The organism is Streptomyces durbertensis (genome assembly GCF_014156695.1).
GTDB classification, from domain to species: Bacteria; Actinomycetota; Actinomycetes; order Streptomycetales; family Streptomycetaceae; genus Streptomyces; species Streptomyces durbertensis.
The window spans coordinates 1-20,896 of sequence record NZ_WMLF01000046.1 but is presented as its reverse complement, the minus strand read 5'-3'; the positions used below and the strand labels follow the sequence as shown (position 1 = coordinate 20,896).

Genomic DNA, 20,896 nt, shown 5'->3' with positions numbered 1-20,896 from the left:
CAGGTGACCAACCGGCGGTTCACTCGTTCTGCTCAACGTGGCCCCTACAGATGTGACCTCCGACGTTCCGCGCCGGGCCGAGCCGCTGGCCGAGTCCGGCCCCGTTCCCGTCGAGCAGGCCGAGGCGGTGCTCGTCGAGCACTATGCGCGGCTGGTGCGGCTCGCGTATCTGATCCTGCCCGCCTCGCTCGGCCGGCAGCGGCGGGTGCTGACCGCGCACGCGGTGGTGCAGCGCGCGCTGCCCAGGGGCCGGGCGGCGCAGGCGCCGGACCTGCCGGCGCAGCGCGCGCCGGGCGGACCGGCGCCGGAGTCCGGCTACACGTACGTGCGGCTGCGGGTGGTGTGCGGGGCGCTGGCGGCGCAGCGGCCGTGGCGGCTGGGGCCGGTGCGGCTGGGCCGGGGGCCCCGGCCGCGTCCGCTGCTGCCGAGGGCGGTGGGCCTGCGGCTGCTGCCGCGCGGTACGGGCGAGGACGACGCGGCGCTGGAGGGGGCGCTGGCGGACTGCTCGGACGAGGGCCGCGCCGCGTTCGCGCTGCGGACCGCCGAGGGCCTGAACGACGACGAGGTCTTTGACCTGCTGGAGGCGGCGGGCGTCGAGGATCCGGACGACGCGCTGGACGAGGCGGACGAGGTGCGGATGCCGGCGGGCAGCAAGGACAGGTCGCCGCTGGCCTCGCCGGAGTTCGACCCGTGTGTGCTGAAGGCGCGCCCGACGGACCTGATGCGCCGCAGGCAGCACGGCCGGGCCGCGTTGGTGGCGGTGGCCGCGCTGGCGGTGTGCGGGGTGCTGCTCGGGCTGCCCGGGGACGGCTGGGGGCCGCAGGGCGCGGCGGCGCCGGCCTACGCGCAGAACCCGGCGGCGCAGCGGGCGCTGGATCCGGAGCGGCTGCTGTCGGTGAGGGCCGGGGCGTGGAAGACGTCGTCGCGGGCGGACTTCTCGGTGTGGCCGGCGCGCGGGGAGCTGGTCGAGGACAAGGCGCTGCTGCGGCGGGCACTGGCGGTGTGGGCGCGTCCCGGCGGGCAGGTGACGGTCACGGCGACGCCGGGTACGGCGCCGGGTCCGGCGGCCGGGCCGCCGCAGCTGCTGTACGCGGGTGAGGTGGACGGCGCCTCGCTCGTGGTGTTCCACGACGGTCTGCGGATCGTGCGGTACGCCGAGCCGGCGGACGGCGCGAAGGGCGTGGTCGGGTTGGACTTCGCCCGTACGGACGCGGCCGACACGGCCGGTGCGAGCATGGTGCTGCTGACCCGCAGCGACGGCAACGCCCGCTATCTGACCGGCCCCTGGGTGGAGAAGCTGGTGACGGTCGATCTGCTGCGGCCGGCCGACGAAGGCACCGAGATCGGCATCGGCGACGACGGCATCACCGACCCCGTGCAGGGGCCGCCGCTGGGCCGGGACACCTGCGAGACGTGGCCCGCGCTGCGTGTGACGGCGCGCGGTGAGGGGCAGCCGTACCTGCTGAGCGACCTGGGCGAGCTGACGCCGGCCCGGTTGACGTTCGGCGCGCCCGACGAGGCGCCGCAGGACGCGGTGTCGACGCGGGCGCGGGCGGTGCTGGCGCGTTCGGCCTGCCAGTTCCCGCTGCTGGCGGCGCAGGGTGTGCGGTCGGTGAACTCCTGGGAGTTCGGGCGCCACCAGCTGCCGGAGGGCGGCGGCGGCGCGGCCTGGCTGTGCACGCGGGCGGAGACCTGGCGCGGTGCCGGCGGGCAGGCGCTGTCGCACTTCCTGCCGCCGGCCGCCGACGGGCAGAAGGCCGCGGCGGCGGTGGTCGGCCGGGCGACGGACACGGCGGCGTGCGGGCCGCGCGATCCGAAGGTGCTGGCCGGGGCGCTGTGGAAGTCGCCCGGTGACAACTGGTACCTGATCGGGGTCGGCAGCCGGGGTGTGACGTCGATCACGGCGTCCGGCGGGGTGACGGCCAGCGCGGACCGGCGGCTGCTGGTGGCTCAGGTGGAGCAGGGCGCGAAGGCCGAGCTGAGCGCGCGGACGGCGGGCGGCGAGGAGTTCGGCCCGCTGAAGTAGGCCGCGCGGGGCGGGCGTCGATGGGGATCCGGGAGGGCCGAGCGCCCTCCCGGATCTTTTTTGTGCGCACGCCTCTTGTCAGCGGCCAACCCGCCAGTACGCTGACAGCATGTCTAACAAGGCCGCCGAGAAGCCGGCCCCGGCGACGGCGGAGGACACCACACGCGTCGAACTCCGGGCGCGCGACGTCTCCTTCGACTGGTCCGCGACGCCGCTGCACTGGATCCCCGGCGATCCGTCCACCACGCACACCATCAACGTGCTGCACCTGCTGCTGCCGGCCGGCGAACGCTGGTTCGTGCACGTCTACAAGCAGGCGCTGCCGCTCATCCGCGACGAGAGCCTGCGGGCGGACGTCATCGGCTTCATCGGCCAGGAGGCCGTGCACTCCAGGGCCCACGACGACGTACTGCCCCGGCTGCGCGCGCTCGGCCTCGACCCCACCCCGTACACCGCGCAGGTGGACTGGATGTTCGAGAAGCTGCTGGGCGACCGCACCTTCCCGCCCGGCCGGGCCCGCCGCTGGTGGCTGCTGGAACGGGTCGCGCTGATCGCCGCCATCGAGCACTACACCGCGTTCCTCGGCGACTGGGTGCTGGGCGCCGAGGCGCTGGACCGGCGCGGCGCCGACCCGGTGATGCTCGACCTGCTGCGCTGGCACGGCGCCGAGGAGGTCGAGCACCGCTCGGTGGCCTTTGATCTCTTCACCCACCTCGACGGCGACTACCGCCGCCGGGCGCGCACCTGGGCGGTGGCGTTCGGGGCGCTGGTCTTCCTGTGGCAGCGCGGCGTCCGCTTCTTCATGGAGAACGACCCGCTGCTGGACGACGGCCGGGCCAGCGTGCGGGAGTTCGTGCGCGGCGGCCGGCAGGGCGTCCTGCCCACCACGGGCGCGATCCTGCGCTCGATCCCCGGCTACCTGGGACGCGGCTACCACCCGTCGAAGGAGGGCGACCTCGCCCGGGCCGTCGCCTACCTGGCCTCCTCCCCCGGCGCCAACGGCCGCGCACCCGACCGCGCCACCGCGACCGACGCCGTCAGGACCGACGCGACCGACACCGCCGCGGCCCGCACCGCCGCGGCCCCGAACCACCGCAAGGGAGTCTGACAGCATGCGCCGACTGCTCACCGTCGCCGCCGCGGCGGGCGCCGCGATCCTGGTCAAGCGGGCGCTCGGGCGCCGCGTCGAACGCTCGCCGCTGTGGCCGATGCCCGCCCTGCCCGAGCCCGTCTCCGGCGTGGAGCGGGAAGCCCCCCGGGGCTTTGTCCTCGGAGTCGCCGAACGCACCACCCCCGCCGAGGGCGTGGTGATGCTGCGGCTGACCGGCGACCGGGGCGCCCTGCCGGACTGGGAACCGGGCGCGCACATCGACGTGGTGCTGCCCTCCGGCCTGGTGCGGCAGTACTCGCTGTGCGGGGACCCGGCCGAGGCCGACACCTACACCATCGCCACCCGCCTGGTGCCCGACGGCCGGGGCGGCTCGAAGGAGGTGCACGAGCAGCTCTACGAGGCGACGGAGGTCGAGGTGCGCGGGCCGCGCAACCGGTTCCCGCTCGTCGACGCGCCCGCCTACCTGTTCCTCGCCGGGGGCATCGGCATCACCCCGCTGCTGCCGATGGTCCGCGCGGCGGCCGCCGCCGGGCTGCCGTGGCGGCTGGTGTACGGCGGCCGCAGCCGTGCCACGATGCCGTTCCTCCCCGAACTCGCCGCGCTCGCGGCGAGTTCGGGCGGTCCGGCGGACGAACGGCTGCTGGTGGTGCCCGAGGACGAGGCGGGCCTGCCGGACCTCGCGGCGGCGCTGGCCGGGACGCCGCGCGACGCGGCGGTCTACTGCTGCGGGCCGGACCCGCTGATGGACGCGGTCGGCGAGCTGTGCGCGGAGCGGCCGCCGGGCGGCGGGCTGCACCTGGAGCGCTTCTCCCCCGGCCCGGCCGCCCGCCCGGCGGCCGCCGGCGAGACCTCGTTCGAGGTGGAGCTGCGCCGCACCGGCCGGACCGTTCAGGTCGGCGCCGACACGACGGTGCTCGCCGCGATCCGCGCGCAGGCGCTGCCGAACCTGCCGTACTCGTGCGAGCAGGGCTTCTGCGGCACCTGCCAGCAGACGGTGCTGGCGGGCGAGATCGACCACCGCGACGAGCTGCTGACGGACGGCGAACGCGGTGACTCCATGCTGATCTGCGTGTCCCGCGCCCGGGGCGGGAACCTCGTGCTGGATCTGTAGGCGACCGGCGGACCCCGACTCGTGGCCCTAGCATGGGGTCATGACGACCGGGACGCGCCGCAGGATGGGAGTGGAGGAGCGGCGGCGGCAGCTCATCGCCGTGGCGCTGGACCTGTTCAGTCGTCGCTCCCCCGACGAGGTCTCGATCGACGACATCGCGGGTGCGGCCGGCATCTCCCGGCCGCTGGTGTACCACTACTTCCCGGGCAAGCACAGCCTGTACGAGGCGGCGGTGCGGGCGGCGGCCGACGAGCTGACCGCGCGGTTCGCCGAGCCGCGCGAGGGCCCGCTCGGCGCGCGTCTCGTCCGGGTCATGGGGCGCTACTTCGACTTCGTCGCCGAGCACGGTCCGGGCTTCTCGGCGCTGCTGCGCGGCGGCGGCGCGATCGGCTCACCGAGCACCGGCGCGGTGATCGACGAGGTGCGGCGGAAGGCCTACGAGCAGATGCTGCTCCACCTGGAGCTCGACGCGCCGGGGCCGCGGCTGGAGCTGGTGATCCGCTCCTGGGTGGGCCTGGCGGAGACGACCGCGCTGTCCTGGTGGGAGGGCCGGCGCATCCCGCGTGAGGAGTTGCAGCTCCAACTCGTGCACGACTTCATGGCGTTGGCGGTGGTCACCGCCACCACGGACGAGGAGACCGCCGCCCTGGTGCGGCGGGTCGTCGCCCAGGAGCCGTCGGACGGCGCCTTCGGCGCGTTCGTGACCCGCCTGCTGTCGATCCTCGACGGGACACCCGCGGGCAACGGCGACGTGTGGCGGGGTTAACCGCCGGTACGCACAATCCGTGACCTCGCGGAGACCTACCGCTGCCCTCCGCCACGTAATCTCTGCCGGACGAAACCAGCCGGCGCGTCACGCCACCCCCGCGCGCCCGGCGGCAAGAGAACGTGGAGAACAGCCATGGCCGTATCGATGCGGAGCGCCCTGTGCGGTGTCGCGCTGGGCGCGGTACTCGCGGTGTCGGGCTGCGGGTACCTCGGCGGGGACGACACGCCCGCCGTCAAGGTCGACGGCGAGGCGACGCACCCGGCCGGCAGCACGATGGCAGGGCTGAAGAAGGCCGGGACGATCCGGATCGGGGTGAAGTTCGACCAGCCGAACGTCGGTTACCTCAAGAAGGGGGCGGACGAGCCCGAGGGCTTCGACGTGGAGATCGCCAAGATCATCGCGGCGAAGATGGGCATTCCGCCGGAGAAGATCACCTGGGTGGAGGCGGAGTCCAAGGACCGCGAGTCGCTGATCAGGGACCGCAAGGTCGACCTCGTCGTGGCGTCGTACTCCATCACCGACGAGCGGCGGAAGCTGGTCGGCATGGCCGGGCCGTACTACGAGACCGGGCAGCAGCTCCTGGTCCGGACGGACAACACGGACATCAAGGGTCCGGAGGACCTGTCGGGCAAGCGGGTCTGCGCGGCGACGGGGAGCACGTCGCTGGTGAAGGTGGAGAAGGAGTACGGCGCGCTGCCGTCCCCGGCGGGCAACTACAAGCAGTGCGTGGACCGGCTCGGAAGCGGCACCGTCGACGCGGTGACCACCGACGGCGCGATCCTGCTCGGCTTCGCCGCCGACGACCCGGAGAAGCTGAAGGTGGTCGGCGAGCCGTTCACCGTCGAGCGGTACGGCGTGGGCTACGGGCACGGCAACACGGAGATGTGCCGCTTCATCTCCACCGCGATCCGGCGCTCGCACAACGACGGTTCGTGGATCAGGGCGCTGTCGAAGACGCTGTGGCGGACGACCGGCCCGACGCCGCCGCCGGACGTCGAGCCCTGCGAGTGAGGCACGTCCGGCCGGTGTCGGTCGTGCGGGAGGTCGGGGCTCCCCCGTCCCGACCTCCCGCACAGCCCGTCTAGGCGGCCGCCGGCGGCTGCGCGGTGGAGCCCCGCACGACAAGCTCCGGCTGGAAGACGAACTCGGCGCGCGGCACCGGGTTGCCTCCGATCTCCTCCAGCAGCGACTGCACGGCGGCGTGCGCCATGGCCCGCACCGGCTGCCGGACGGTGGTCAGCGGCGGGTCGGTGAAGGCGATGAGTTCGGAGTCGTCGTAGCCGACGACCGACAGGTCGCGCGGCACGTCCAGTCCCCGCCCGCGGGCGGCGCGCACGGCGCCCAGCGCCATCAGGTCGCTGCCGCAGACGATGCCCGTGCAGCCCTGGTCGAGCAGTGCGCCGCCGGCGGCGTGGCCGCCCTCGACGGTGAACAGGGTGTGCTGGATGACGCCGGAGACACCCGTCTCCTCCAGCGCGGCGGCGAAGCCCTCCGCCTTGCGGCGGGCGGGAACAAACCGGCTGGGGCCGACGGCGAGGCCGACGCGGCGGTGCCCGAGGTCGGCCAGGTGCCGGACGGCGATCTTCGCCGCGGTCCGGTCGTCGGGCGAGACGAAGGGCGCGCTGATCCGCTCGTTGTAGCCGTTGACCAGGACAAACGGCACGCCCTGACCGCTGAGCCGGTCGTAGCGGGCGGGGTCGGCGGTGACGTCGGCGTGCAGTCCGGAGAGGAAGATGATGCCGGTGACGCCGCGTTCCACGAGCTGGTCGACGAGTTCGTCCTCGGTGGCGCCGCCCGGCATGTGGGTGCCCAGCACGGGCGTGTACCCGTAGCCGGACAGCGCCTGTTCGATGACCTGGGCGAACGCCGGGAAGATCGGGTTGGTCAACTCGGGTATGACCAGGCCGATGAGACCCGCGCTGCGCTGCCGCAGCCGTACCGGCCGCTCGTAGCCGAGCACGTCGAGCGCGGCGAGCACCTTCTGCCGCGTCCCGGACGCCACGCCGGTGCGGCCGTTGAGCACCCGGCTGACGGTGGCCTCGCTGACGGACGCCTGCGCCGCGATGTCCGCCAGCCGCGCCGTGGACGGGCTCGCGGCAACGGCGGGGCCCCCGACGGCCGTGGTCGTCGGGGGCGCGGCGTCGGCCGTCGTCACGCGGTCCACCACTGCACGAAGTCGCCGGGCAGGGTGGTGGTTCTGTCTTCGGTCCGGCGGCTGGTCAGCAGCACGCGGCCTTCGGCGCCGGGCCGCAGCTCCGGGTGGCCGGAGAGGTCGACCTCGTGCGGGGTGGTGTTGGCCACGCAGACGAAGTCGCCGCGCCGGAAGGCCAGTACGCCCTCGGGGGCGTCCAGCCACACCACCGCGTCGCCGGCGCCCAGATCCGGGTGCTCGCGCCGGACGCGCAGCGCCGTGCGGTACATCTCCAGGGTGGAGTCGACGTCGCCGGTCTGCGCCTGCACGCTCAGCTCGCCCCACGCGGCCGGCTGCGGCAGCCAGCTGCCGCCCTCGCCGAAGCCGAGGGAGGAGCCGTCGACGGTCCACGGGATCGGCACCCGGCAGCCGTCGCGGAGCCCGTCCTGGCCGTTGTCCTTGAAGAACGACGGGTCCTGGCGCACCTCGTCGGGCAGGTCGACGACCTCGGGCAGGCCGAGCTCCTCGCCCTGGTAGACGTAGGCGGAGCCGGGCAGCGCCAGCATCAGCAGCGTCGCGGCGCGGGCCCGGTCGAGGCCGCCGCCGAGGCGGGTGCGGTGCCGGACGACGTCGTGGTTGGACAGCACCCAGGTGGTGGCGGCGCCGACCGGGCGCATGGAGTCCAGCGACTCGTCGATCGCGTCGCGCAGGGCCGCCGCGTCCCAGTCGGTGCCCAGGTAGTGGAAGTTGAACGCCTGGTGCAGCTCGTCGGGGCGCAGGTAGAGGGCGGTGCGCTCGGCGCTGGGTGTCCAGGCCTCGGCGACGCCGATGCGCTGGCCCCCGTACTCCTCCAGGATCTTCCGCCAGGAGCGGTAGATCTCGTGGACGCCGTCCTGGTCGAAGAAGGGCAGCACCTGGTTGCCGAGCAGCTTGAGCTGGCCGCTGCGGCCCATGTCGGGCAGGCCGGCGGCCTTGACCAGGCCGTGGGCGACGTCGATGCGGAAGCCGTCGACGCCCATGTCGAGCCAGAAGCGCAGCACGGACCGGAACTCGTCCCGGACGGCCTCGTTCTCCCAGTTGAAGTCGGGCTGTTCGGGGGCGAAGAGGTGCAGGTACCACTCACCCGGGGTGCCGTCGGGGTTGCTGGTGCGGGTCCAGGCGGGGCCGCCGAAGATGGACTCCCAGTCGTTGGGCGGGAGTTCACCGGTCTCGCCCTTGCCGGGAAGGAAGTGGTAGCGGTCGCGCAGCGGGGAGCCGGGGCCCTCGCGCAGCGCCTGCTGGAACCACTCGTGCTGGTCGGAGGAGTGGTTGGGCACCAGGTCGACGATGATCTTCAGGCCCAGGTCGTGGGCCTCGCGGATCAGGGCGTCGGCGTCGTGCAGGTCGCCGAACATCGGGTCGATGGCGCGGTAGTCGGACACGTCGTAGCCGGCGTCGGCCTGCGGGGAGGCGTAGAACGGGCTGAGCCAGACTGCGTCGACGCCGAGTTCGGCGAGGTAGGGAAGGCGGCGGCGGATACCGGGCAGGTCGCCCATGCCGTCGCCGTTCCCGTCGGCGAAGGAGCGCGGGTAGACCTGGTAGATGACGGCGTCGCGCCACCAGCCCGGGCTTCTGCGCCTGGTGGGTGCGTCAGCTCGGTTGGCGGGTGCGGCGAGATGCTGTGTCATGTCTTCCCTGTTGGTCGCGGGTTGGTCGCGGTCGGTATGGGTTGCGTGGGGGGACGCGGGCGGGTCAGGACTTGACCGCGCCCGCTGTCATTCCGGAGACCAGGTAGCGCTGTGCGAAGCCGAAGACCAGCGCGGCGGGCACGGCGATGATCACGGCTGCCGCCGTCATCGATCCCCAGTCCGCCGAGTACTGGTTGACAAACGTCTGGAGGCCGCCGGCGAGTGTCAGGTTCTCCTCGCCGGTCATGAACGCGGTGGCGTAGGCGACCTCGGCCCAGGCGGTGACGAAGGTGTAGAAGCCGGTGACGGCCAGGCCCGGCTTTGCCAGCGGCATCACCAGGCGCCAGAACGTGCCGAAGGGGGTGAGCCCGTCGACGCGTCCCGACTCGTCGATGGAGACCGGGATGGTGTCGAAGAACCCCTTCATCATCCAGGCGCAGAACGGCACGGCGATGGTGAGGTAGGTGACGATCAGGCCGACCGGCTGGTTGAGCAGGCCGAGCGAGGCCATCAGGTTGTACAGCGGCACGATCAGCACCGCCATGGGGAACATCTGGGTGAGCAGCAGGGTCCACATCAGCGGGCGCATGCCCGGGAACCGGAAGCGGCTGAGCGCGTAGCCGGTGGTGGAGGAGATGAGCACGCCGAGCACGGTGGTGCCGAGCACGACCACGACCGAGTTGCCGAACCAGTCGAGGAAGTGGGTGTCGGCGAGGACGTGCTTGTAGTTCTCGAACGTGAAGTCCTTGACGAGGTCGAGGGTGAACGCCTCCGTCTTGGGCTTGAACGAGGTGACCACCAGCCACAGCGGCGGGAAGACGGCGATCACGGCGGCCACGACCAGGCCGAGGTGCAGCCCGAGGGAGGCCAGCGGGCCGCGCCGGTCGCGCAGGCTGCCGCCGTCGCCCTTGCGGGGGCGGCGCGGCGGTACGGCCGGGGCGCCGGCGGCGGTGGGCGCCGGGGAGGCGGTGGCGGCGGGCGGCACGGTCGGTCCTTCGGTGGTGGCCCGGGAGCCGGTGGCGGCCTCGGGGCCGGTGGCGGCCTCGGCGGTGGCGGCACGGGCCTCGGCGGTCTGTCGCGGGTTCATGTCGCTCACCACACCTCTCCCTGCTTGCGGAGTACACGGCGGTAGCCCACGGCGAAGGCGACGAGCAGCAGCAGGATGAGCACACCCCATGCGGCCGAGGACGCGAAGTCGCGGGGGCTGTTGAGGAAGGCGAGCCGGAAGGCGTACGTCACCAGGATCTCCGAGGAGTCGCCCGGTCCGCCCCTGGTGAGCAGGTAGATGACCGGGAACATGTTGAAGGTCCAGATGGTGCTCAGCAGGATCACCGTGGAGCTGACGGCGCGGATGCCCGGCATGGTGATGTTGCGGAACCGCTGCCAGGGTCCGGCGCCGTCCATCTCGGCCGCCTCGTAGAGCTCTCCGGGGATGGACTGGAGGGCGCCGAGCGTGGCGACCAGCATGAACGGCACGCCGAGCCAGACGTTCACCGCGATGACGGAGACCTTCGCCCAGGTCGGGTCGCCGAGCCAGGCGATGGAGTCGATGCCGCCGCCGTTGAGGACGTTGTTGAGCAGGCCGTTGCGCTCGTTGAACAGCAGCCGCCAGGCGAACACCGAGACGAAGGCGGGGATGCCCCACGGCAGGATGAGCAGGACGCGGTAGAGGGCGCGTCCGCGCAGCTTGCGGTTGAGCATGTTGGCCAGCGTGAGACCGATGGTGAACGTGATGCTCACACAGGCGACGGTCCACAGCACCGTCCAGCCCAGTCGGCTCCAGAACACCGTGTCGGTGAGGATCGCGGTGTAGTTGTCGAGGCCGACGAACTCGTAGGTGGCCTCGATGGTGTTGGCGCCGATGGTGCGCTCGACGTTGGACTCGTCGGCGTTCGTCAGCGAGAGCCAGAGGCCGCGTCCGAGCGGGTAGCCGATGATGACGGCCACCACGACGACCACCGGGGCGATCATCGTCCAGGCGTACCAGTGGGTGGCGAGCGCCCTGCGGAGCGGGCCGGGCGTGCCCTCGCCTCGTGTGCCGGTGCGGCGGGGGCCGCCGGGGGTGTCAGGTCCCCCGGCGGCCTTCGCCTCCGACTTCATGGTCCGTGCCATGTGGCCGGTAGTCCTTCCCAGTCAGGTCGGCTGTCGGATCCGCCGGTCCTTACTTCCAGTCCTTGAGGATCTTGCGGTAGGCGTCGCCGGCCTTCTTGGCGGCGTCCTTCGGCGAGGTGGTGCCGGCGAGGACCTCGTGCTGGGAGACCTTGATGGGCTCGAAGAGCGAGTTGCCCTCGGCGATCCAGGGGCGCTCGACGGCCTTGTCGACGGCCGGCTTGAAGAACTGGACCATCTCGTTGTTCTTGACGGAGTCGACGTCGTACACCGACGCGCGGGTGGGCAGCAGGCTCAGTTCCTCGGTGGTGCGCTGCTGGACCTCGGGCGAGCTCATGTACTTGACGAACTCGTAGGAGGCGTCGAGGTTGCGGGAGCCGGCGTAGACGGAGAGGTTCCAGCCGCCCTGCGGGGCGCCCTGGGCCTTGGAGCCGGCCGGGACGGCGGCGACGCCGAGGTTGCCCTTGTCCTTGAACTCCTTGCCGGACAGCGAGTCCTCGATCGCCCACGGGCCGTTGATCATCATGGCCACGTCGCCGTTCTTGAAGGCGGTCTGGCCGTTGTCCCAGCCGTCGGTGAGGTCGGTGAGGGCGGCCTTGGAGTCGACGAGGTCCTTCATCGCGGCGAACGCCTTGACGCCCGCCTCCTCGTCGATGGTGACCTTCTTGGCGTCGGCGTCGAGCATGTCGCCGCCCTCGCCGTAGAGGTAGGGCAGGAACCAGTACGGGTCGTCGCCGCGCAGGTAGAGGGCGGTGGCGCCGGTCTTGTCCTTGATCTTCTTGGCGGACTTCTTGACGTCCTCCAGCGACTGCGGGACCTCGACGCCGGCTTCCTTGAGGATCTTCTTGTTGTAGAAGAGCGCGAGCGTGTCGGTGACCTGCGGCACGGCGTAGGTCTTGCCGTTGAACTGGGTGCTGCCCCAGGCGGTGGGCAGGTAGTCGTCCTGGTTCTCGATGGCCGGGGTGCCGTCCAGCGGGGCCAGGTAGTCGAGGTTGGCGAAGTCCGCGACCCAGGCGACCTCGGTGCGCATCACGTCCGGAGCGCCGCCGCCCTTGCCCGGCGCGGCGTTCTTGAACTTGTTGTTGGCCTCACCGAAGTCGACGCTGACGTGCTTGACCTTCACCTTGGGGTGGAGCTTGGTGAAGTCCTCGGCGATCTTCTTGTAGACGGCCTTCTCGGCGTCGTTCGAGGTGTCCCAGAAGGTGACGGTCCCCGACAGCTCGCCGGAGCCCTTGTCCTGCTTGTCGTCGTCCGAGCCGCAAGCCGTTGCCGTAAGCGCCAGCGCCGCAACCAGTGCGGTGATCCCTATGCCACGCCGCATGATGAGAGTCCTCCAAGGGTGATACGCCCGATTCGAGGGTTCTGTGACGGTTCCCTCACGGGCCGCGCAGTCGCGGCGCCGGGCTGACGAGGAAGTTAACAGGGCCGCAACCAATCCGAAAGACCTTGCCGCAAATTTCTGCAAGCCATCTTGCGACGGCTTCCGCAAGCACTTGCAACCCTGCTACGTTCTCGGCGCTCTACGTACAACACGATCAACCGGTTCGATCAAGCTCAATCAAGATCAATCGAGCTCAACCACGGAGGTACCGCATGCGGCGCGGCATAACGGGCACACTGGCGCTGGCCCTCTCGGTGTGCCTGGGGGTCGCGGCCACCGGCTGCGGCGCGGGCGACGCCGAGAACCCGGCGGAGGCGGCCTCCCGGGTCTCGGGCACGGTCACCTGGTGGGACACCTCCGGCGAGTCCGAGTCGCCGCTGTTCCGCAAGCTGGTGGCGGCCTTCGAGAAGGACCACCCGAAGATCAAGGTCGACTACACGCAGGTGGACTTCTTCGAGGCGCAGGAACGGTACGTCAAGGCCCAGAAGGCGGGCAGCGGGGTGCCCGACGTGCTGCGCGCCGACGTCGGCTGGACCGCCGGCTTCGTCGGCAAGGGCTACCTCGCCGACCTCACCGACTCCCCCGCCCTCGGCGACGCCGCCGACTTCCTGGAGACCACCACCGCCAGCGTCACCCACGAGGACCGCGTCTACGGCATCCCGCAGGTCACCGACCCGCTCGCGCTGCTCTACAACCGCGCCCTCTTCGAGAAGGCCGGCATCGGCCGCCCGCCGTCGACCTGGAAGGAACTCAAGGACGCCGCCGCCAAGATCAAGGACGCCACCGGCGCCGACGGCCTCGCCCTCAACACCGACGGCTACTTCTCGCTCCCCTTCCTCTACGGCGAGGAGACCGACCTCGTCGACCCCGGCCGCTCCGCCATCACCGTCGCCGGCGCCGCCGCCGTGCGCGGCGCGGAGACCGCCGCCGACCTCGTGACCTCCGGCGCCGCCCGCAAGCCTCCGGCCGAGGACGCCTACGGCGCCATGCAGACCGCGTTCAAGAGCGGCGAGGTCGCCATGATCATCAACGGGCCCTGGGCGACCGCCGACGTGTTCTCCGGCAGCGCCTTCCGCAAGCGGGAGAACCTCGGCATCGCGCCGCTGCCGGCCGGCTCCACCGGCACCGCCGGCTCCCCCACCGGCGGCCACAACCTCGTCATCAGCAAGAACACCGAGCACCGTGAGGCGGCCGAGGTGTTCGTCGGCTACATGACCGCCGCCGCCCAGCAGGAGCGCGCCGCCCTGGAACTCGGCCTGCTGCCCACCCGCAAGTCCGCGTACAGCCGCGCGGTCCTCTCCGACCCCGTGCGCAACTCCTTCTACTTCGCGCACACCAAGGCCGTCCCGCGCATCACGCTGCCGCAGAGCGCCGAACTCTTCGCCACCTACCAGCCGCACTGGACGGCGATCCTGCGCGGCGAGGAGACCCCGAGGGAGGGCATGCGGGCCACCGCCGAGGAATGGCGCGGAACCCTGCTCCCCGGGTACCGCCTCGACGGCTGACCGCCGCACGCCCCGGGGCGCGGAACCCGATCCGCCGCGCGCCCGGGCGCGCGGCGGGGACGCTGCGCCACCGGCGGCAACTCCCGGTAGGCACTGTGCCGCACTACCGGTACAGTCCCTACTCGTGACCGCACGGCTAGCTGACATCGCAGCCCAGGCGGGGGTCAGCGAAGCGACGGTCAGCCGTGTCCTGAACGGCAAGCCGGGCGTCGCCGCTGCCACCCGCGAGTCCGTCCTTGCCGCGCTCGACCTGCTGGGCTACGAACGCCCCGCCAGGTTGCGCCGGCGCAGCGCCGGCCTGGTGGGGCTGATCACACCCGAACTCGAGAACCCGATCTTCCCGGCGTTCGCCCAGGTCATCTCCCAGGGGCTCACCCGGCAGGGGTACACCCCCGTGCTCGCCACCCAGACCCCGGGCGGGTCGACGGAGGACGAGCTGACCGAGATGCTCGTCGAGCGCGGCGTCGCCGGCATCATCTTCGTCTCCGGACTGCACGCCGACACCACCGCCGACATGCAGCGCTACGAGAAGCTGCGCGGCCAGGGCGTGCCGTTCGTGCTGATCAACGGCTTCTCCCCGCACGTGCGGGCGCCGTTCGTCTCGCCCGACGACCGCACCGCGATGCGGCTGGCGGTCAGCCACCTCGCCTCCCTCGGCCACCACCGGGTCGGCCTCGCCGTCGGCCCCTCCCGTTTTGTTCCCGTGCTGCGCAAGGTGGAGGGCTTCGTGGCCGCGCTGCGGGAACGGCTCGGACACTCCGAGGAGAGCGCCCGCTCCCTCGTCCAGCACTCCCTGTTCACGCTGGAAGGCGGCCAGGCGGCGACGTCCGCGCTGCTGGACCGGGGCTGCACGGCCGTCGTCTGCGCCAGCGACATGATGGCGCTGGGCGCCGTGCGCGCGGTCCGCGAACGCGGGCTGGCCGTCCCGGCCGACGTCTCCGTCATCGGCTTCGACGACTCCCCGCTCATAGCGTTCACCGACCCGCCGCTGACCACGATCAGGCAGCCGGTCACCGCCATGGGACAGGCCGCCGTCCGGGCCCTGCTGGAGGAGGTCGGCGGCACCCCGGCCCCGCACAGCGAGTTCGTCTTCCTGCCGGAACTCGTCGTGCGCGGCTCCACCGCCGCCGCTCCGGCCGAACAGGGGTGACCCCGGGGGCGGGTGTAGCACTCAGGGACGAGTGTGACGCCGGCAGAACCCACCCGGAGGATGATCGGTGGCCACCCCGCGTCTGGCAGACTGACCCGTCATGGGGGCACCGACCACACGTAGCGAGGGTGAAGAACGGGTGAGCACTGCGACTCCTCAGGACGAACGCAGGGCTCGACCGCAAGCCCTCCGTACCCTGTTGCGACGGCCGCTGGCACCGCGACGGCCACGCATCTGGTTCGAGATCGCGCTGATCGCGGTCAGCTACTGGGTGTACTCGCTCATCCGCAACGCGGTACCCGAGCACGAGGCCGTGGCCCAGCGCCACGCCCAGTGGGTGTGGGACTTCCAGCAGACCCTCGGCCTGGCCTTCGAGCAGACCGTCAACCACACGATCAACAAGATCACCTGGTTGATAGTGGGGATGAACTACTACTACGCCACCCTGCACTTCGTCGTGACGATCGGCGTGCTGGTGTGGCTCTACCGCCGGCAGCCCGGCCGCTACGGCCCGGCCCGCACGGTGCTGTTCGCCACGACCGCCGTCGCGCTCGTCGGCTACTACTTCTTCCCGCTCGCCCCGCCCCGGCTGTTCGACGGCGCCGAGTTCGTCGACACGGTGATAGTGCACGGCACCTGGGGGTCGATGGCCTCCGGCGACATGGCCAACGTCTCCAACCAGTTCGCCGCGATGCCGTCCATGCACATCGGCTGGTCCGCATGGTGCGGGGTGATCCTGCTGCTGCTCGCCCGCCGCACCTGGGTGCGGGTGCTGGGCGTGCTGTACCCGGTGGCCACGCTGGTCGTGATCGTCGCCACCGGCAACCACTTCTGGCTGGACGCCGTGGGCGGTCTGCTCTGCCTGGCCTTCGGCTTCGCCGTGGCGAAGTGGTGGTACCGGGCCCACGTCCACCGGCTGCCGGTGGAGGCCGACGCCGCACCGTCACGCCGCGCCGACGGCGGGCCCGTCGTCGCTGAGCCCGTCGCCGCTGAGCCGGTCGTCGCTGAGCCCGTCGCCGTGGCCGTCGCACGGTCCGACAACGGCTCCGAACAGCCGCCGCCCGGCGACGACCCCAGCCGGTCCCGCCCGGTCGCCACGGCCCCGTAGCCCGGCTCCGCGCCGCAGCCGGAACACAGCCGTAGCCGGAACGCAGCGACGCGCCCCCGCCCGAGGATCCTCGGGCGGGGGCGCGTCGTCTCGTGTGCGCGCCGGTCAGGCGTCGTAGAACAACCGGTCCACCACCGCCCGCGCGCGACGGGTCGTGCGCCGGTACGCCTCCAGCGCCTCGCCGCCCGCCCCGCGCCCGCGCGCCCCGGCGGCGCCCGCCGACCCGGCCGACTCCGCCGGGTCCCCGGCGTCCAGCGGCTCGTGGCCCAGATAGCGGCCGACGGCGGCCAGTTCGCGCGGCTCGGACGGGAACGTGTCGCCCGGGCGGCCCCTGACCAGCATGGCCGCGTTCCGCACCCGGGTCGCCAGCACCCACGCCTCGTCCAGCACCTCAGCGTCCGCCTCCGACAGCAGTTCCGCCTCCCGGGCCGCCGCGAGCGCCTGTCGGGTGCGCGTCGTGCGCAGTTCGGGGATCTCGTGCGCGTGCCGGAGCTGGAGCAGCTGCACGGTCCACTCGACGTCGGAGAGCCCGCCCCTGCCCAGCTTGGCGTGGGTGGTGGGGTCCGCGCCGCGCGGCAGCCGCTCGCTCTCCATCCGCGCCTTCAGCCGCCGGATCTCCCGCACCGCGTCGTCGCCGAGCCCGCCCGCCGGGTACCGCAGCGGGTCGATCAGCTCGACAAAGCGGCGGCCCAGCTCCTCGTCCCCGGCGACCGGCTCGGCACGCAGCAGCGCCTGGCTCTCCCAGGCCTGCATCCAGCGCCGGTAGTACGCCTCGTAGCCGGCGAGGCTGCGCACCAGCGGGCCCGACCTGCCCTCCGGGCGGAGGTCCGCGTCGAGCAGCAGCGGCGGGTCGGTGCTGGGCAGCCGCAGCAGCCGCTGCATCTCGCCGGCGATCGCGAAGGCGGCGTCGGCGGCCTCCTTCTCGTCGGCGCCGGGCCACGGCTCGTGGACGAACAGCACGTCGGCGTCCGAGCCGTAGCCCATCTCCCGGCCGCCGAAGCGGCCCATGCCGATCACGGTGAACCGGGTAGGCAGGATGTCGCCCCAGCGTTCCCGGGTGGCGGCGCGCAGGGTGCCGGCGACGGCGGCGGCGCTGACGTCGGAGATCGCGTCGCCGACCCGGTCGACGGCGGCCGACGGGTCCTGGTGCGGCTCGGTGCCCTCGGTGCCGTAGGCGGTGATGAGATCGGCGGCGGCGGTGCGGAACAGCTCCCGCCGGCGCACACCGCGCGCGGCGGCGACGGCGGCCTCCGCGCTGTCCGCGCGGCCGACGGCGGCCAGCACCTCCTGGGTCAGCGCCGCCCGGTCACGCGGCTCCAACCCGGCCCGGTCCCCGAGCAGGGCGACCGCCTCGGGAGCGCGCAGCAGCAGGTCCGGCGCGAGCCGCCCCGCGGACAACACCCGGGCGAGGTTCTCCGCCGCCGCGCCCTCGTCGCGCAACAGCCTCAGGTACCACGGGGTGTTGCCGAGCGCGTCGGAGACCTTGCGGAAGTTGAGCAGGCCCGCGTCCGGATCGGCCGAGTCCGCGAACCAGCCCAACAGGACCGGCAGCAGGGTGCGTTGGATGGCCGCCTTGCGGCTGACGCCGGAGGCCAGCGCCTCCAGGTGGCGCAGCGCGCCGGCGGGGTCGGCGTAGCCGAGCGCCACCAGCCGCTCGCGCGCCGCGTCCGTACTCAACCTCGTTTCGCCCGGGGCGAGTTGGGCGACGGCGTCGAGCAGCGGGCGGTAGAAGATCTTCTCGTGGAGGCGGCGCACCACCGAGGTGTGCCGCTTCCAGGCGCGGGTGAGCTCGGTGACCGGTTCGCTGCGGAAGCCCAACGAGCGCCCCAGCCGGCGCAGATCGGCCTCGTCCTCCGGCATCAGATGGGTGCGCCGCAGCCGGTGCAGCTGGATGCGGTGCTCGACCGTCCGCAGGAAGTCGTAGGACTCGGCGAGCGCCGCCGCGTCCTGCCGGCCCACGTAGCCGCCGGCGGCCAGCGCGGCCAACGCCTCCAGCGTGGTGGAGCTGCGCAGCGTACGGTCCGCGCGGCCGTGCACCAGTTGGAGGAGCTGCACGGCGAACTCCACGTCCCGCAACCCGCCCGGCCCGAGCTTCAGTTCGCGCTCCACCTGCCCGAGCGGGATGTTGTCGATGACACGCCGCCGCATGCGCTGCACGTCCGGCACGAAGTTCTCCCGCTGGGAGGCCTGCCAGACCATCGGCGCCAGCGCGTCCACGTAGCTCTGGCCGAGCGCCTCGTCCCCGGCGACCGGGCGGGCCTTCAGCAGCGCCTGGAACTCCCACGTCTTCGCCCACCGCTGGTAGTAGGCGAGATGGCTGCTGAGCGTCCGCACCAGCGGCCCGTTGCGCCCTTCCGGGCGGAGGTTGGCATCAACCGGCCAGATGGTGCCCTGCGCGGTGGTGTCCGAGCAGACGCGCATCATGCGGGAGGCGAGCCGGATCGCGGCCCGCACGGCCCGGCCCTCGTCGACCTCCCCCGCGGTCTCGGCCGGCTCCGCGACAAAGATGACGTCCACGTCGGAGACGTAGTTCAGCTCCCGACCGCCGCACTTCCCCATGCCGATGACCGCCAGCCGGCAGGCCCGCGCGTCCTCCGGCGCCTCGCTCTCCGCGATCGACAGCGCCCGCCGCAGGGTGGCGGTCGCCAGGTCGGCCAGCTCGGCGGCGGCCTCCGGGAAGCCGGTCGTGCCGCACACGTCGCGGGCGGCGATCATCAGCAGCCCGCGGCGGTAGGCGACACGCAGTGCGTCCGGGGTGTCGGCGTCGGCCAACTGCTCCTCGAACTCCGCCACGCCCGGATGCAGGTCCGTGCGCTCGTACGTGCTGAGCGTCCGCCAGTCCTCCGGGTGGCGGGTCAGGTGGTCGGCCAGCGCCTCGGAGGCGCCGAGCACCCCCAGCAGCCGGTCCCGCAGCGGCTTCGCCGCCCGGACGGTGGCGACCAGTTCACGCCGGTCGCCGTCGGTGGGCTGCGCCTCCACCAGCCGGACCAGGCCGAGCAGCGCCTGGTCCGGGTCGGCGGAACCGCCGAGGGCTTCCAACAGCCCGGTGTCGAAGGCGAGTTCGCCCAGCTCCGGGGTGGCGAGCAGCCGGGCGGCGGTGGCCGGGTCGCCGAAGCCGTACCGCAGCAGCCGCCGGTGCGTGCTGCTGCGGCGGCCTCCGGCGCCGCCCGGCCCCCCTGCCGACTGCGGGGGGCCGTCGTTCGCGTCGTGCGCGGGACCGTCGTGCGGGGGTGTCACCGAGGGCGGCCGCATCACAGGACGGGAAGCGACTTCCGCAGCTCGAACGCGGTGACCTCGGAGCGGTACTCCTCCCACTCCTGCCGCTTGTTGCGGAGGAAGAAGTCGAAGACGTGCTCACCCAGCGTCTCGGCGACCAGCTCGCTGCGCTCCATGAGGTCGATCGCCTCACCGAGGTTCTGCGGCAGCGGGGAGATGCCGAGCGCCCGCCGCTCCGAGTCGCTGAGCGCCCACACGTCGTCCTCCGCTCCCGGCGGCAGTTCGAAGCCTTCCTCGACACCCTTGAGCCCCGCCGCCAGCAGCACCGCGTAGGCCAGGTACGGGTTGGCGCCGGAGTCCAGCGACCGCACCTCGATGCGCGTCGAGCCGATCTTGCCCGGCTTGTACATCGGCACCCGGATCAGCGCGGACCGGTTGTTGTGGCCCCAGCAGATGTACGACGGCGCCTCGCCGCCGGCGCCCGCCGTGCGCTGCGTACCGCCCCAGATCCGCTTGTAGGAGTTCACCCACTGGTTGGTGACGGCGGAGATCTCACCGGCGTACCTCAGCAGACCGGCGATGAACGACCGGCCCACCTTCGACAGCTGGTACTCCGCCCCCGACTCGTGGAAGGCGTTCCGGTCGCCCTCGAACAGCGACAGGTGCGTGTGCATCCCGGAACCCGGGTGCTCGGAGAACGGCTTCGGCATGAAGGTCGCGTGCACACCCTGCTCCAGCGCGACCTGCTTCATCACCAGCCGGAACGTCATGATGTTGTCGGCCGTCGCCAACGCGTCCGCGTACCGCAGGTCGATCTCCTGCTGGCCCGGCGCGCCCTCGTGGTGGGAGAACTCCACCGAGATGCCCATCGACTCCAGCATCGTGATCGCCTGCCGGCGGAAGTCCATGCCGACGTTCTGCGGGGTGTGGTCGAAGTACCCCGAGGAGTCCGCCGGAGTCGGCCGGGAGCCGTCCACCGGCTTGTCCTTCAGCAGAAAGAACTCGATCTCGGGATGCGTGTAGAAGGTGAAACCGAGGTCCGACGTCTTCGACAGCATGCGCTTCAGCACATAGCGCGGATCGGCGTACGAGGGCGAGCCGTCCGGCATGAGGATGTCGCAGAACATGCGCGCCGTGCCCGGCGCCTCGGCCCGCCACGGCAGGATCTGGAACGTGCTCGGCGCCGGCTTGGCGATCATGTCCGACTCGTAGACCCGCGCGAAGCCCTCGATCGCCGAACCGTCGAACCCGATGCCCTCCTCGAACGCCTGCTCCAGCTCGGCGGGCGCCACGGCGACGGACTTCAGGAAGCCCAGCACGTCGGTGAACCACAGTCTGACGAAGCGGATGTCCCGCTCCTCAAGCGTCCGGAGTACAAATTCCTGCTGCTTGTCCATCGTCGCCATTCACCCATCTTCGCTGGTCAGGCCGTCCACGGCGGGGACCGGGCACGCGTGGCGTTCCGGGTACGCTCCCGAGCATCCCACCACACCGTTTCCGGCGCGTTGCGCACCCGCCGCGCGGCTACCGGGACCCGATCGCCGCCCACGCGGTACGCGGGATCATTGTGGGCCACCGAACACGCCGTCGGCGAGTCGCCCCACTCCCCCGA

The 20,896-nt window shown here is 72.4% G+C and carries 15 protein-coding genes; 8 read left to right on the top strand and 7 right to left on the bottom strand.

All coding sequences use genetic code 11. The features are described from left to right. The first annotated feature begins 52 nt into the window (after positions 1-52). The 5 genes from GL263_RS05380 to GL263_RS05360 all read left to right on the top strand — a co-directional run bounded on the left by GL263_RS05380 (position 53) and on the right by GL263_RS05360 (position 6,028). A complete protein-coding gene (locus GL263_RS05380; protein WP_182854407.1) occupies positions 53-2,026 on the top strand; it encodes a hypothetical protein in 1,974 nt (657 codons plus the stop codon). Between the two features lie 109 nt (positions 2,027-2,135). Further along, positions 2,136-3,134 carry a metal-dependent hydrolase gene (locus tag GL263_RS05375; RefSeq protein ID WP_182854406.1) on the top strand — a complete coding sequence of 333 codons (999 nt, stop codon included), beginning with the start codon at positions 2,136-2,138 and terminating at the stop codon, positions 3,132-3,134. Between the two features lie 4 nt (positions 3,135-3,138). Next, entirely contained in the window at positions 3,139-4,248 is a 1,110-nt protein-coding gene (locus GL263_RS05370; RefSeq protein WP_182854405.1) for a PDR/VanB family oxidoreductase, read from the top strand. Positions 4,249-4,288: 40 nt separating this feature from the next. Further along, positions 4,289-5,014, top strand: a complete 726-nt coding sequence (locus tag GL263_RS05365; RefSeq protein ID WP_182854404.1) for a TetR/AcrR family transcriptional regulator — start codon at positions 4,289-4,291, stop codon at positions 5,012-5,014. Positions 5,015-5,149: 135 nt separating this feature from the next. Next, positions 5,150-6,028: a glutamate ABC transporter substrate-binding protein gene (locus tag GL263_RS05360; RefSeq protein ID WP_182854403.1), complete on the top strand. Its 879-nt coding sequence runs from the start codon at positions 5,150-5,152 to the stop codon at positions 6,026-6,028. A 70-nt stretch (positions 6,029-6,098) separates the two neighbouring features. Here the strand turns inward: GL263_RS05360 and GL263_RS05355 are convergent, their stop codons facing one another. The 5 genes from GL263_RS05355 to GL263_RS05335 all read right to left on the bottom strand — a co-directional run bounded on the left by GL263_RS05355 (position 6,099) and on the right by GL263_RS05335 (position 12,245). Beyond that, positions 6,099-7,091, bottom strand: a complete 993-nt coding sequence (locus GL263_RS05355; RefSeq protein WP_194377160.1) for a LacI family DNA-binding transcriptional regulator — start codon at positions 7,089-7,091, stop codon at positions 6,099-6,101. 77 nt (positions 7,092-7,168) lie between these two features. Next, positions 7,169-8,815 carry a glycoside hydrolase family 13 protein gene (locus GL263_RS05350; protein WP_182854401.1) on the bottom strand — a complete coding sequence of 549 codons (1,647 nt, stop codon included), beginning with the start codon at positions 8,813-8,815 and terminating at the stop codon, positions 7,169-7,171. A gap of 64 nt (positions 8,816-8,879) precedes the next feature. Beyond that, complete coding sequence (locus GL263_RS05345; protein ID WP_323379253.1) at positions 8,880-9,911, bottom strand: sugar ABC transporter permease; 1,032 nt, start codon at positions 9,909-9,911, stop codon at positions 8,880-8,882. Continuing rightward, positions 9,908-10,927, bottom strand: a complete 1,020-nt coding sequence (locus GL263_RS05340) for a carbohydrate ABC transporter permease (protein WP_182854400.1) — start codon at positions 10,925-10,927, stop codon at positions 9,908-9,910. The genes GL263_RS05345 and GL263_RS05340 overlap by 4 nt, the downstream gene beginning before the upstream one ends. A 49-nt stretch (positions 10,928-10,976) precedes the next feature. Then, positions 10,977-12,245: an extracellular solute-binding protein gene (locus GL263_RS05335; protein WP_182854399.1), complete on the bottom strand. Its 1,269-nt coding sequence runs from the start codon at positions 12,243-12,245 to the stop codon at positions 10,977-10,979. A gap of 272 nt (positions 12,246-12,517) precedes the next feature. On the opposite strand from GL263_RS05335, the gene GL263_RS05330 reads away from it, so the two are divergent. From GL263_RS05330 to GL263_RS05320, 3 genes are all read left to right on the top strand, one after another. Next, positions 12,518-13,810: an extracellular solute-binding protein gene (locus GL263_RS05330; RefSeq protein ID WP_182854398.1), complete on the top strand. Its 1,293-nt coding sequence runs from the start codon at positions 12,518-12,520 to the stop codon at positions 13,808-13,810. Positions 13,811-13,934: 124 nt separating this feature from the next. After that, a complete protein-coding gene (locus GL263_RS05325; RefSeq protein ID WP_182854397.1) occupies positions 13,935-14,960 on the top strand; it encodes a LacI family DNA-binding transcriptional regulator in 1,026 nt (341 codons plus the stop codon). A 100-nt stretch (positions 14,961-15,060) separates the two neighbouring features. Further along, positions 15,061-16,068, top strand: coding sequence for a phosphatase PAP2 family protein (locus tag GL263_RS05320; RefSeq protein WP_182854396.1), 1,008 nt, complete (start codon positions 15,061-15,063; stop codon positions 16,066-16,068). A gap of 105 nt (positions 16,069-16,173) precedes the next feature. On the opposite strand, the gene GL263_RS05315 is transcribed toward GL263_RS05320, so the two are convergent. Together GL263_RS05315 and glnA2 are read right to left on the bottom strand one after the other, a co-directional pair. Then, positions 16,174-19,320 carry a bifunctional [glutamine synthetase] adenylyltransferase/[glutamine synthetase]-adenylyl-L-tyrosine phosphorylase gene (locus GL263_RS05315; protein WP_182854395.1) on the bottom strand — a complete coding sequence of 1,049 codons (3,147 nt, stop codon included), beginning with the start codon at positions 19,318-19,320 and terminating at the stop codon, positions 16,174-16,176. Continuing rightward, a complete protein-coding gene (gene glnA2 / locus GL263_RS05310) occupies positions 19,320-20,681 on the bottom strand; it encodes a gamma-glutamylpolyamine synthetase GlnA2 (protein WP_182854408.1) in 1,362 nt (453 codons plus the stop codon). The genes GL263_RS05315 and glnA2 overlap by 1 nt, the downstream gene beginning before the upstream one ends. Positions 20,682-20,896: the final 215 nt, after the last annotated feature.

What these genes read in the sequence shown, in the direction of transcription:
- GL263_RS05375 (WP_182854406.1), top strand. Translation starts at nt 2,136, where the DNA reads ATGTCTAACAAGGCCGCCGAGAAGCCGGCCCCGGCGACGGCGGAGGAC.
- GL263_RS05370 (WP_182854405.1), top strand. Translation starts at nt 3,139, where the DNA reads ATGCGCCGACTGCTCACCGTCGCCGCCGCGGCGGGCGCCGCGATCCTG.
- GL263_RS05365 (WP_182854404.1), top strand. Translation starts at nt 4,289, where the DNA reads ATGACGACCGGGACGCGCCGCAGGATGGGAGTGGAGGAGCGGCGGCGG.
- GL263_RS05360 (WP_182854403.1), top strand. Translation starts at nt 5,150, where the DNA reads ATGGCCGTATCGATGCGGAGCGCCCTGTGCGGTGTCGCGCTGGGCGCG.
- GL263_RS05350 (WP_182854401.1), bottom strand. Translation starts at nt 8,815, where the DNA reads ATGACACAGCATCTCGCCGCACCCGCCAACCGAGCTGACGCACCCACC.
- GL263_RS05340 (WP_182854400.1), bottom strand. Translation starts at nt 10,927, where the DNA reads ATGGCACGGACCATGAAGTCGGAGGCGAAGGCCGCCGGGGGACCTGAC.
- GL263_RS05335 (WP_182854399.1), bottom strand. Translation starts at nt 12,245, where the DNA reads ATGCGGCGTGGCATAGGGATCACCGCACTGGTTGCGGCGCTGGCGCTT.
- GL263_RS05330 (WP_182854398.1), top strand. Translation starts at nt 12,518, where the DNA reads ATGCGGCGCGGCATAACGGGCACACTGGCGCTGGCCCTCTCGGTGTGC.
- GL263_RS05320 (WP_182854396.1), top strand. Translation starts at nt 15,061, where the DNA reads ATGGGGGCACCGACCACACGTAGCGAGGGTGAAGAACGGGTGAGCACT.
- GL263_RS05315 (WP_182854395.1), bottom strand. Translation starts at nt 19,320, where the DNA reads ATGCGGCCGCCCTCGGTGACACCCCCGCACGACGGTCCCGCGCACGAC.
- glnA2 (WP_182854408.1), bottom strand. Translation starts at nt 20,681, where the DNA reads ATGGACAAGCAGCAGGAATTTGTACTCCGGACGCTTGAGGAGCGGGAC.